Below are 13,192 nucleotides of genomic sequence, written 5' to 3'. Positions count from 1 at the left end.
CTTTATTTCTTAACGCCTTCGCAATCGATCATGATCAACGCCTTGTCGCCGATCGGCCCGATCGCGTTTTTGTCGAAACCGTAATCGCTACGCTTGAGAGCGAGTTCGGTTGAGAACGCGACGCGTTTGACCTTCTTGAAATCATGCTCTTCGCCACCCATCAAGACGATCGTGATCGAACGGGTTGTCCCATGCATCGTGAAATCACCGGTGACTTCGTATCCGCCTTCGATCGGCTTGGTGCTTGTACTGCGAAATTCGATGGTGGGGAATTGCTTCGTATCGAAGTAATCGGGTTGTCGCAGATGCTCGTCGCGTTTTTCGTTGGCGGTGTCAACGCTATCGACATTGATGGTCAAGGAGAACGTCGACTTCGCTGGGTCTTCACGGTCGAGCGAAAACTGGCCTGAGACCTCATTGAAACGTCCATGAATCCAGCTGATATCGAGATGCCGGGCCTTGAAGCTGACCGACGAATGCACGAGGTCGTAGTCATAGACGTCTGCCGCGGAGCAAGACTGGTTGCCGCCGAGGAGCGTTCCGACCACGAGCGTCAGGGCACACACAAAAGAAAAACGTCGCATGGGATTGCACTTCTTAAAAAAGGATTGAAAGATCGTTTTCACGAGGTTAACGCTGATGACACAAGCTTAACGCCGAGGGGGCGACATCGTATGACCGGGCTAGGTGTGAGTAAAGCAGGGCCGCTCATCGAGACGCCGCTCATCGAGACGCCGGCGATTGCGATCTTCGATCACGATGTCACCCCGAGATGGCAAAAGGCGAGCGGATCTTGGCAAACGCCCCGGTCACGGTTGCACTGGTCACACTTTGCCCCGGTCATTGTTGCTCAGGTCACGATCGCAAGGGCTCGGTATGCAAGGATAATTCAAAAATTTTGCGGACAAGCGGTTTTGGGAAGCAAAATTGTTTGCATTGTGCCAGCCGATGCGGGAGAATAAGCCCCCCCACCTGACCGTCTCCCCTCCCGTTCCGTCCCGCCATCATGATTCCAAGCATCCGCCACTTATTGTGGTTGGCGATGGTTTTCGCCGCGTCCGACTGCCAGCTAACCGCCGTGGAACCGGGGACGTTCTTCGAGAACAAGATTCGTCCCGTGTTGGTGACCCACTGTTATGAATGCCATTCGGCCGATTCCGCTGAATTGGGTGGAAAACTGCGTCTAGATAGTCGCGATGGGATGTTAACCGGCGGCGAATCGGGACCGGTGCTATTGCCCGGGCATCCCGAGCAAAGTTTGATCATCGAATCGCTTCGCCACAACGATTTAGAAATGCCGCCCGATGCACCGCTTCCTGAGTCCGTGATCAACGACTTTGTGAAGTGGATTTCGCTTGGTGCCTATGATCCGCGAACGGACGAGCCGCCAAGAGCCACGTCCGACGCGGTGGACCTCGAGGCGCTATGGTCGTTCTTTCCTAGGAAAGAGGTGGCAATCCCTACGACGACGAATCCCGAGTGGGCTCGCGACCCGATCGATCATTTCGTCTTAGCCAAAATCGAAGATGCGGGGCTGACGCCAACGCGGGACGCAAATCCCCGGACACTCGTCCGCCGTCTGTACCATGATCTCGTCGGTTTGCCTCCGACAACCGCCCAACTCGATGCGTTTACGGCGGAACACAACCGTAGCGGCGGCAAGGCTACCGAGCGGCTTGTTGATTCGTTGTTGGCAAGCCCTCAGTTCGGAGTACGTTGGGCACGCCATTGGCTTGACGTTGCACGTTACGGTGAATCCAACGGCGACGATGGTTTGGGGCGAAACGCGACCTTCCCGCATGCGTGGCGTTATCGAGATTACGTCGTGGACGCGATGAACAACGACCTGCCGTATGATCGATTTTTGAGCGAGCAAATCGCGGGTGATTTGTTGCCTGCGTCGTCCGCCTCGCAACGCAATGCTCAACTTGTTGCCACCGGGTTTTTGGCGATTGGATCCAAGCCGGCTGTCGCGATGAACCGCAATTTTGCCATGGATGTGGTCGATGACCAGATCAATGTGGTGTGCACCGCCGTGATGGGGTTGAGCGTCGCTTGTGCTCGCTGTCATGATCACAAGCACGATCCGATCCCAACACGCGACTATTACGCTTTAGCAGGCATTTTTTCAAGCAGCGAAACGCTGTATGGCGCCGCAGGCAACGAAGGGCTGACGGCACCGCCGACTCCGCTTCATGAATTGAAATCGGTCTGGAATGAGAGCACCGAGAACGAAGCCTCGGTCGACCGCACGGCGTCGCCCACGTTTCCGGAGTCCTACTCCGCTGCGATCGCTGCTTTGAAACCAACGTTGCACGTTCGCTTCGATACCGCTCCGGATGGACTCGTAGCGCACGGTCCCGCCAGCTATTCGGCCAGCGAATTTGCGACGGTGAAAGAGAATCGATTCGTCGGCAAATTGGATCAGCCGAGTGATTCGTATTCGGTTTCCTTCTGGTTCCGGAACACGCTCGGGAATCAGGTTCGAGCAGTCACGGCGTATCTGTTTTCGCGAGGCAAGATGGGCGATAGCGGATTGCCAGGAGATCACTTGGGGATTGGTGGCAATCACAAAGTGGCACGCATTGGGCAATTGTTTGTGCACAGTGGCGGCGCGGTGAAGAAATCGGTGGTTGGGGCCAGTGTGATCCCTGCGGGAAGTTGGAACCATGTCGTGATGGTTCGCGCCGGAGAGCAAATGAAAGTGTTTCTCAACGGTCAATTGGAGATCGATGAGAAATTGAAATCGAGCGTGGGAGATAATGCCGAGTTTTGTCTGGCTGACCGCAGTGACCACTTCTCGCCGCTGGACGGGAATGTTGGCGAGTTTGCATTGTTTTCCCGTGCTCTCACGGACGGCGAGGCAATCAAGTTGCACGCGGATTCGGGGCAACCGCGAGGAATCGCCCCGTCGCGGCCCATCGGATTTGCGATGGGAGTTCGTGAAAAGACTAAACCCGTCGATTGTAAAATTCATATCAATGGCGAGGGCAGCAAACTTGGGCCGCTCGTTCCACGCGGAACCTTGACCGCGTATCGCACCAGAGATGGCGCAGCGGACTCCGATCTCAATGGAATCACGATCGCCGAGAGTCAAAGTGGCCGAGCCGCGTTGGCCCAGTGGTTGACCGATCCCGAGCATCCTCAAACCGCTCGTGTGATGGTCAACCGCATTTGGTTGCATCTGTTTGGCCAAGGCATTGTGGCAACGCCCGATGATTTCGGTGTCTACGGCGCACGGCCGACTCATCCCGAGTTACTGGATCATCTGGCCGAGCGATTCGTGCGCCAAAATTGGTCAATCAAACGATTGATTCGCTCGATCGTGCTCACACGTACCTACCAATTGGATAGTCACTGCGATGCGGAGCATCGGGATCAGGATCCCGATAATCAACTGATCGCTCGGCACCATCGTCGACGGTTGGATGCCGAATCGCTCCGCGATAGCATGTTGGCCGTCAGCGGCACGCTCGCTTATTCGCCACAGCAGGGTTCGGCGATTGAGGACGTGGATGTGTTGATCAATTGGCCGCCGGGGAATTCGACCGATCTGCACCGTAAAAGTAATCACCGCAGTCTCTATCTGTGCATGCTCCGGCATGCGGCACCGAAGCCCTTGGCTGCGTTTGATCTGCCCGATGCGGTCGGGGTGATGGGAATGCGTGAAAACACGACCCTTCCGACGCAAGCCTTGTTCCTGCTGAACAGTGATTTTGTCGTCGACCAGGCGGAGCATTTGGCAGCGAGATTGTTTCGGGACGAGCCAAGCGACGAGCGACGACGGGCGCAACATGCGTTTGCCGTCGTGTTACAGCGTGAAGCGAGCGAATTTGAAGTGACGCAGCTGCTGAATCTGATTCAGCGAGCGGGTGATGCGGTGTCGCCGCAGCAAACAAGTGTCGCCGAACCGACGATGAAAGCTTGGGCGAGTGCGTGCCAGGCGTTATTGATGACGAACGAATTTCGATACGTGGATTAGGACCGGCTATGATTTCAAGACGAACCATGCTGCAAACCGCATCCTGTGGGTTTGGTCATTTGGCGCTGCAGTCGCTGTGTCAATTCCCGACCCGTGCCCTAGCGATGGATGCGACGGCTCGGAGCAACGATGTCGCGATTGGACCACGTGCCAAACGTGTGATCTTCCTTTGCATGAGCGGTGGCCCTGCTCAAATGGACACGTTCGACTACAAACCACAAACGGGAAAGAAAAAGCATCCCGGTTCGGTATTTTCCTTTGCTCAGCGTGGGGAGAGTGGGCTGTGGATTTCGGAGCTGCTACCGGAAACCGCCAAGCATGCCGATCGGCTCTGTGTCATCAACGGCATGCACGCCGATACTGGCAATCATGCCCAATCGTTTCTGCAACTGCATACCGGCGAAAAACTCCGAAAACGCCCAAGCATGGGCTCCTGGATTTCTTACGGGTTGGGGACCGAAAACGCCAATTTGCCAGGCTTTGTTAGTCTCAATGCGGCGAAGCCCTCCGTTTACTCAAGCGTCTTTTTGCCAACCGAATTCGCCGGCACCCCGATTGGGACCAATGGCGAAGATATGTCGAGGGCGACGATCCGAGATATCGAAGGATCACATCTGCCCACCGAGATCAAACGCAGTCAGCTTGATTTCGTACAAACGATGAATCGTGATCACTTCGCGAATCGGCCTGGTGATGCGGAACTCGAAGGTGTGATCGAGTCGATGGAGCTTGCGTTTCGCATGCAATCCACCGCTCCGGAGTTGCTTGATTTGAGCAACGAAACCGAGGCCACGCTAAAACGGTATCGCGTTGGAAAGAAACTCTCGATCGGAACGTGTCGGCCCACTGATTTTGGTCGCCAATGCTTGTTGGCGCGACGTTTCGCCGAAGCGGGAGTGCGATTTATTGAGGTGAACCATGGCGGATGGGACCAACATAATCATCACCGGCGGGATTTAAAAGCGAACTGCGAAACCATCGACGCGCCGGTCGCAGCCTTGCTCGAAGATCTCGCGGCGCGAGGCTTGTTGGCGGACACGTTGGTGGTTTGGGGAGGCGAATTCGGGCGTCCGGGTTTGGTCCCCGATGATGGCAAGGATCAAACGGGCCATAACCACAACGGGTTTACGTTTTGGTTAGCGGGCGGCGGAGTTAAGGCAGGCTACACGCACGGGAAAACCAACGAAACGGGGGCTCGAGCCGTCGAGGATAAAGTGCATTTTCGTGACTTGCATGCTACGATATTGCACGCACTCGGGCTCGATCACGCGAATTTGACATTCGAACATGGCGGCCGTCATCACCGTCTAACCGGCCCTGAAAACGCCAAGGTCGTTCACGATTTATTCGCCTAAGTGACGTGCCCCGCTCGTGATCGCTCATGCGAGCCGGTGATCACGGTTAATCGCGGTGACGCACATGGATTCGCTGGCCGCCCTGACTCGATGGCTGAGCATGATTGGCCACGACGTTGTGACGGTGGTTTTACAAGATCTCATCCGGGCATACCCTCTGCGGGACGCTGAACCGTTTCGGCTTTCAATCCGCTCGCTCCCCTTCGCATTTGAATCAAACGATGTTTACGAAATCACCTCGCTGTCAAATCGTCCCCCTTCCTAACCGACAAGTTGCCTTTGGGGTTGATGGGCGTGAGCGACTTCGCTGGCACGCAGGCGAAGATTCGCCGCGGCCCTTTTTCTTTCCTCTGATCGGACCCTCCGGTTTACCGTTGACGCGGATGGGGCATCCCGGTGCGCCGGACCATGATCATCACCGCTCCATTTGGTTCGCTCATCATAAGGTGCTTGGGATCAATTTCTGGGGCGATAACGATGGCACGCAAATTCGCCAAACACGGTGGATGGCCTACGACGATGGTGACGCGGAAGCGCGGATGGCGGTGGAGCTCGAATGGTTGGACGGTCACGATCCCCAGCCACTGATTCGCCAACAAGTCATGGTCGCCATCGGCCCGGCGCCCGACGACGGATTGTTTTTTGAAATCCAAACGTCGTTGACCTCCGTGGCTGAATCTCTGGAACTAGGACAATCAAATTTTGGCTTGCTGGCCGTTCGGGTTGCCAAGCCGATATCGGTGCACTTTGGTGATGGTGTGATTACGGGGACGAACGGAAAGCAGTCCGAGAAGAATCTGTTTGGACTGCCCTCGGCTTGGATCGATTACAGCGGCTCGATTGACGACGGAGTGGTCGAGGGGATCACGTACTTTGACCATCCCAGCAACAGCACGTTTCCGAGCAAGTGGCATGTGCGTGACGACGGTTGGATGGGCGCCTCGATTTGTCGCGATGCCCCGGTGATGCTCTACAAAGAAAAGCCAACGACGTGGCGGTATTTGTTGCATGCCCATGCAGGGGCCATCGACCCGGCCGTCGCGGCGACGGTAGAAAAGGACTTCCATGCTCGCCCACCGTTAAAGCTCGTCAAGGGTGGCAATGCTCGGGCGTATACGGTCGAACGATAGCTGCCCGAGTAATAGCCGCCCGAGCAATTGACGCTGACGCAAAAAAAGACCCTAAAACGCCGCTCGGATCGGGACGCTTTAGGGTTGCATCGTTTGGGCAATCATCGATTGCCGAAACCGGGCGGTCGCACTACGACGCCTGCATCAAGTAGGCGATCAAGTCTGCGACGGCTTGCTTGTCCATCGCATCTTCAAAACCTTCGGGCATGATCGACAATCCGGTGCTTTTCAGCTCGTCGATGTCGATTCGCAACACGGTCGCGGTGACGTTGTCCGCACGCCGCAGCGTCAGACTTGTCGCACCTTCATCGATGATCATTCCCGACAAAACTTCGCCATCGAGCGTCGACACGATGTAGTTGATGTATTGCGGGTTCACTTCGCGGTTGGGATCGAGCACCGCAGTCAACACGGTATCCTCGCCTCGCGCTTTGATGTTTGCCAAGTTGGGCCCAATCTCATGGCCAACTTCGTCAACACGATGGCAAGTACTGCAATGCTTTTTGAAGTGTTCACGTCCACGTTCGATATCGCTGGTCATCGATAGCGCGTCTTGATACTTCGCTACAATCGCTTGTCGGGCTGCGATCGCTTCAGGGGTGCGAGCCTTCGCTTGGGTCGTCATCTTCGCTTGCGGAGAATCTTTGGAGTCGGCTCCCTTGTTACGTTTGCGAGCCGCGATCTGGTCGGAAAGCTGTTTTATGAACGCGTCAGCCGATGCGCCTGCAAACGAAGGGTCCTGGCTTAGCAAGTTCATCAAACCTTCCGCGTCGCTTCCAATCGCAGTTTGTACCGCCGCACGCACCCAGCGATCCTCCGGATTCTGACGCAGGATTTTGGCCAAGCTGTCGATGCGAATATCGCCGCGAGTCGATGCCAAAGTGAACGCTAACTGGTAGCGGACTTCCATCGATGGATCGTCGGTCAATTGCGAAAGCTGGTTTACCAACGCGGGGGTAAACTCGATCTCGTCACACAACCGCACCGCATGCCGGCGAACTTGAGGGTGCGAATCACTCAATCGAGCTGTTAACGTCGGTTCGTCCAAAGCCTTCATCCCGCTAAGGGCATACAACGCATGCATCCGTCCGAGCGGCGATGAGCTGTCCGAGGCGAGCTTTTTCAGCTGGCCAATCGCCGACGGATCTTGGCGTTCAAACAGCAAACGTGCTGCGGTTTCGCGGTGCCACGCGTTTGCATGAGCTAGCGTTTGGACCAATTCGGATGTCGAAAATCCGCTCAGCGGGGTGAACGGGCGAGGTTTGAATCCGGTGGGCACAATGCGGTAAATGCGGCCGCGATCGCGACCCGCGGTCAAATCGAGATGCTTCTTGATCTCCGCAGGCAACGACAATGGATGTTCAATCACTTCACGATAAACATCGATCACATGTAGAGTGCCGTCGGGGGCATTGGCGAATTGGGCAGGGCGAAACCAGATGTCGCTCGATGTCACAAACTCACTCTTCTCATCGATCCGTTTGGCGATGAACTCCAAACCGTTCAGGTCGAGTTTTTTACGATGGATTAGATTGCTGCCCACATCACCAACGATCGCATAGCCTCTCCATTTCTCGGGCCAAGCATCGCCACGATAAATCGTCACTCCGGTAGCGCCGGTGAAGTAGCCCGCCGCTCGACCGCCTCCTTCGACCACGCCTTTGACTTTGCCGGAAACACGCAATCGCGTGCGCACGATACGCCACGGTTCGACGGGGCTGGTGCGATACACTTCCGCTTGCGGTCCATCCGCAGCGATCGAAATCCGTGACGGTGGAGGAACGACGTAGGGATTCCGCGCGATGTCCGAGTCTTGGTACATCACTTGTTGAATGTGATCGCTGTTAGAGGAGACAAATTTTCGGCCCCAATCATCAAAACTCGTTCCGTGCTGTGCTGCACCGCTGGTCAGTTCAAATTGATAGGTGCGTGGATTGAGGGCGATGTCGCGACCGCGAATACTAACACTTGCTCCATCGGGACCGGCGTGCGGCAAGCGGATATCACCCGCCACGCTGCCGCAAGCGATGTGAATGCGATTATCGAGTCCCCAGCGGAATGAATTCATCAAACCCTGCACATTCGAGGTGCCGAAGCCGGTCAACACTCGCTGCTTCAGGTCGGCCTTTCCATCGCCGTCGGTGTCTTTCATGTAGAACAGGTCGGGGGCATCGCCAACAAACAGTCCACCGTCATAGGGGAACAACGCCGTGGGCCATAGCAATCCGCTCGCGTACTCCGTGCGAGTGTCATACTTGCCGTCACCATTGGTATCGGTCAAGCGAGCGATGCTGGAGATACCGTCATCACGGTTTTCGCTATAGCCACGCATTTCGCAGACAAACATGGCGCCATCGGCATCCCATTCGATCGCCACGGGGCTGGCCAGCAACGGTTCTGCTGCGACGCGTTGCATTGCAAACCCATCGGCCACGGTGAACGTCGACATCACATCGTCGGGTTCCGTGGGGGCGATACGCGGCAATTCGCTCGCGTAATCGACATCCTCCGCCGCAACATCATGCGACCCAGTCGCTATCGCTAGAGCAAACACTGCACATGCGGTGATGCGTAATTGAAACATAGAGATCACTTAGACGACTCCGTCTTTTCGAGTAGTGTTTTTATTCCGGTCATCAGAACGGTTTCGACTTGAGACGCTACATTAGATGCCCGTTCGCTGGTCTCATACCCGCCTTGCCCATATGCTTCGGCGGTACCAATGTAGCCTGGTCCATAATCGCCGTAGGCCGCCATGGCAACCTTTAAATCGGGACGCATTGCTTTTGCGGCAAGTTGGTATTCCACAAACAGCTCACCCGGCATATGCAACACTCGGGTATCACCCACGGCTAAGCACCCGAGTTCTACCGTGTGTCCCATTTCGCAGCGGAGCAACCAGGCCAATTTGTTAGGATGTCCGCCGCCGGGCTGGGAAAGCCCCTGGGTCAACGTTTCGCGATCCAAGTGCGTTGCCACAGGCATGGCGACGCCGACCGTGGTCCATGCGATCTCGTCGGCAGTGATCTTGAACTTCGAAGTGTTTTCGAAGGATTCACGCATCGCATCGGCCACCCGCTGAGCTAAGATCAAGCGGTTCGCTTTGGAACCATCGTTGTATTTACCGGCACCGATGTTGCCACCAGCGCCATTGAAATGCAGGTAAAGTGGTCCCGGAGCATCCTGGCTACGGATAAATCGAGCAATCCCAGGAAAGTCGGGACTGGGAATTCCGGTCCGGTAATAACTTTGCGGATGGCATGCGTAGTAGCTGAGTACCGCCAGCGGTGTGTCGTTGTTCCAAAACGACAGCGAACTCAGTTGCGCATCAATGATTCCTTCGGGCAGGGCGCGTAGTTTTGCATTGCGCGTCGCGGTGTAGCGAGTGGAAACGACCTGGCCGGACTCGTCCTGGATACGACGATTGGAAGCAACTTTTTTGACGTCGGCCGTGCCGAATCCGGCATGGGTGATCGGCTTGGCATTGGGAATCGCCTGTTGAATCGCAGCGCCAAGTCGACCAAGCATTTCGCGTGCGTAAGTGCCATCGTAAGCGCCCAAATCGGAGACACCAACTTGATTTAGCAGCGATTCGGCGCCGAAGTCACATCGTGGAGCATCATGTTGATGCAGCGTGTGGACCGCAACACGCGATGGCGTCGTGCCTGCCGCCTTAGCGATCTGTTCACGAAAAACATCGTGGCTTTGGTTGCCAATCCCGATCCAATCGACTGCACACAACACGATCGGCTCGCCCACGCCCAAAATGACAACACCGCGGCATCGCAACCCAAGTTCGCCGAGGCCTTGCACGCGATCGTATGCCATCATCGATCCCAGTGGAGGGGTGGCGTCGATATCAAACGTCGCGAGTGAAAGTGGTCTCAACGCGGCATGCGGGGCTCCGCCGCTGTCTTCGGCCTGCGTTGCTGCAGACGAAAGAAGCAATGAAAAAAAGCCAAACCAACTGCCAAGCAACATCATCCGCCGACGAAGGTGCATAGATTGCGAATGCATCATCAAATCAGCTCGTTTCACGATCGGGGGAAGAGGGCAGGAACGACTAGCAGGTCGCCGAAGGGAGTCATAATTGTAAGCCGCCCAATACCGTGACACAATCAAGTTGTGTCCGTTTCGTGGGCTATCACGGCATTTTTGCAATTCCTCCCTCCGCACGATTTGTTCGTAAATGACTCCGCCGTCGCATTGGTCCGGGAAATCGACAAGGGCGGACGATTGGCTCCGCATGCGCGGCGTGACGCCAGCCCCACGTTGTGGGGGAAGCAGCTAGAATGGCTGCTTCAATGTGGTTGACCGTCACGATAATCTCCAACTGAAACGTAGCTCGATGTATTCTCCGACCTCCTGCCTTGGCAAACTTTCCAGTGCCACCGCTGTCATTGTTTCGATGTTCCTGGCCGCAACGCCGACGCTCGCCGAAAACAACACGCCGCTCCCTCAATCGCTGCCCAATACGCAACCATTGGAACTCAACGAACCACTCGATGAATTCATGGTCCGCGGAATCAACCGTTTTGCTGATCGTGAACTAAGTCGTTCATCCGAGATGCGCGAACAGAATTGGCAGCGTGATTTTTCTTCCTTGGCAAATTACCAACGCAGCATTAGTGATCATCGCAACCGCTTTCAAGAGATCATCGGTGCGGTTGAGCCACGCGTGGATGCGACGGGGTTTGAAATGATCGTGACTCAGAAGGACTTCCAATCGGGATTACCGATATTGGCCAGTTCAGCGGAGTGCACGGTCCGCGAAGTCCGCTGGCCCGTGTTAGATGGGGTGACCGGCGAAGGGTTGTTGTTGTCGCCCGCCGGACGAGAGTCGGTCGCCAGCGTTGTGGCTATCCCCGACGCCGATTGGAGTCCCGAAGCATTTGTGGGGCTAAGTGAAGGTGCCGACGCCGTTGAGTTGGCGCTCGCATTAGTGCAACAGGGATGCGAAGTCTTAATCCCGACGTTAATTAACCGCGACGACGAATTTTCGGGAAACCCCAGCGTTGCCTATACCAATTTGCCGCATCGCGAGTTTGTTTATCGCACCTCGTTCGAGATCGGACGTCATGTGATTGGATACGAAGTCCAGAAGGTGCGTGCCGCGATCGACAATTTTGTCGTGCAGGATGTCGCCAATCAAGTGACACGACCCATCGGTGTCGTCGGGGTCGGTGAAGGCGGATTGTTGGCCTTCTATACTGCTGCGATTGACACGCGGGTCGATTCAACGATGGTGTGTGGGTACTTTGACGATCGCGAAGCATTGTGGCGTGAGCCGATTTATCGCAATGTTTGGAGTTTGTTAACGGAATTCGCCGACGCGGACATCGCCAGTCTGATCGCGCCGCGTCGACTCACGATCGAAGCGTGTCGCGCGCCTCAAGTCGATGGGCCTCCAAAAGTTCGGCCGGGACGCCGAAATGCCGCGGCTCCAGGGCGAATCAAAACGCCCGCCCTCGATGCCGTTCGTGAGGAGTTCGGGCGCGCTCAGACGCATTACCGTTCGCTGAAGCACGAAGCACAAATTCAATTGGTTATCAGTGGTGATGGCCATGGTCCCGCAGCCAGCGATGCGGCGGTCGAGTCGTTACTGAGTGGAGTCAAGCTGAATGCATCCCCGGCAAAACCCGAGAAGTTGAGGCAGCATCGCGAGTTACCCGATGCATCGGCTCGACAAGCAAGGCAGCTCAATGAGCTCATTGAACGAAACCAACACTTGGTGCGTCTGAGTCCAAAGATACGGGAAAAACACTGGAAAAACGCCAATCGATCGAATGTCACATCCTGGTTGAAAACCGCCCAGTCGTATCGTGATGAATTTTACGATGAGGTGATCGGTCGACTCCCAACGCCGACCATGCCGCTTAATCCACGCTCGCGGCTGATCATCGAGGAAGATCAATTCACCGTTTACGAAGTCATGTTGGATGTCTTTCCCGATGTGGTTGCGGGCGGCTATTTGTTGCTGCCGACCGATCTGAAACCTGGCGAGCGACGTCCCGTCGTGGTGTGTCAGCATGGCTTAGAGGGGACGCCCGCTTGGACGCTTGAGCAACACACCGATCTGTTCCTCAAGCGTGGATTTGCCGCTGAATTAGCGATGCGTGGATTCATTGTTTACTCGCCGCAAAGTCCTTTTCGAGGTCATGACGAGTTCCGCGCCATTCAATTGAAATCGAACCCGCTGAAACGGTCCCTGTTTAGCTACATCATTCCGCAACACGCGCGAACGTTAGAGTGGCTTTCCACTTTGCCGCATGTCGATCCCCAGCGGATTGGTTTCTATGGAATCTCGTACGGCGGCAAAACCGCGATGCGCGTCCCACCCTTTGTGCCCGGATACGCGTTGTCGATTTGTTCGGCGGACTTCAACGACTGGATCGCCAAAACGACAAGCAATGTCTTCACGTCAAGTTACGTGTTCGTGGGTGAATATGAAATTTGGGAGTGGAATATGGGAAATGTGTCCAGCTATGCAGAGCTGGCTTGTATGATGACTCCGCGGCCGTTCATGGTCGAGCGAGGGCATCGCGATGGTGTCGGACCCGATGAGTGGGTGGCGATGGAATACTCCAAGGTGCGGCGTCACTATGACGAGATCGGACTGGGCGACTTGACTGAAATCGAATTCTTCAATGGTCCGCATACCATCCGTGGACTAGGCACCTTTTCCTTTTTACACAAACACCTGAATTGGCCGGAGCCTAAGTAGC

General features: G+C 55.7%; 7 protein-coding genes. 4 read left to right on the top strand and 3 right to left on the bottom strand.

What is annotated here, in order from left to right:
- Window positions 1-2 precede the first annotated feature (2 nt).
- A complete protein-coding gene (locus Pla52o_RS00575) occupies window positions 3-584 on the bottom strand; it encodes a YceI family protein (protein WP_146592655.1) in 582 nt (193 codons plus the stop codon).
- Between the two features lie 422 nt (window positions 585-1,006).
- Here Pla52o_RS00575 and Pla52o_RS00570 point away from each other — a divergent pair, with 422 nt between their 5' ends.
- The 3 genes from Pla52o_RS00570 (at window position 1,007) to Pla52o_RS00560 (ending at window position 6,467) form a co-directional block, all read left to right on the top strand.
- Entirely contained in the window at window positions 1,007-3,982 is a 2,976-nt protein-coding gene (locus Pla52o_RS00570) for a DUF1553 domain-containing protein (protein ID WP_146592654.1), read from the top strand.
- Window positions 3,983-3,990: 8 nt separating this feature from the next.
- Window positions 3,991-5,337, top strand: a complete 1,347-nt coding sequence (locus tag Pla52o_RS00565) for a DUF1501 domain-containing protein (RefSeq protein WP_146592653.1) — start codon at window positions 3,991-3,993, stop codon at window positions 5,335-5,337.
- A gap of 221 nt (window positions 5,338-5,558) precedes the next feature.
- Window positions 5,559-6,467, top strand: a complete 909-nt coding sequence (locus Pla52o_RS00560; RefSeq protein WP_146592652.1) for a DUF6807 domain-containing protein — start codon at window positions 5,559-5,561, stop codon at window positions 6,465-6,467.
- Window positions 6,468-6,597: 130 nt separating this feature from the next.
- On the opposite strand, the gene Pla52o_RS00555 is transcribed toward Pla52o_RS00560, so the two are convergent.
- Together Pla52o_RS00555 and Pla52o_RS00550 are read right to left on the bottom strand one after the other, a co-directional pair.
- Window positions 6,598-9,051 carry a PVC-type heme-binding CxxCH protein gene (locus tag Pla52o_RS00555; protein WP_146592651.1) on the bottom strand — a complete coding sequence of 818 codons (2,454 nt, stop codon included), beginning with the start codon at window positions 9,049-9,051 and terminating at the stop codon, window positions 6,598-6,600.
- A gap of 5 nt (window positions 9,052-9,056) precedes the next feature.
- Window positions 9,057-10,484, bottom strand: a complete 1,428-nt coding sequence (locus tag Pla52o_RS00550; RefSeq protein ID WP_231611988.1) for a hypothetical protein — start codon at window positions 10,482-10,484, stop codon at window positions 9,057-9,059.
- 331 nt (window positions 10,485-10,815) lie between these two features.
- Here Pla52o_RS00550 and Pla52o_RS00545 point away from each other — a divergent pair, with 331 nt between their 5' ends.
- Window positions 10,816-13,191, top strand: coding sequence for an alpha/beta hydrolase family protein (locus Pla52o_RS00545; RefSeq protein WP_146592650.1), 2,376 nt, complete (start codon window positions 10,816-10,818; stop codon window positions 13,189-13,191).
- The last annotated feature ends 1 nt before the right edge of the window (window position 13,192 follow it).

Source organism: Novipirellula galeiformis, assembly GCF_007860095.1.
GTDB lineage: Bacteria > Planctomycetota > Planctomycetia > Pirellulales > Pirellulaceae > Novipirellula > Novipirellula galeiformis.
This window is presented reverse-complemented; position numbering and strand designations above follow the sequence as displayed.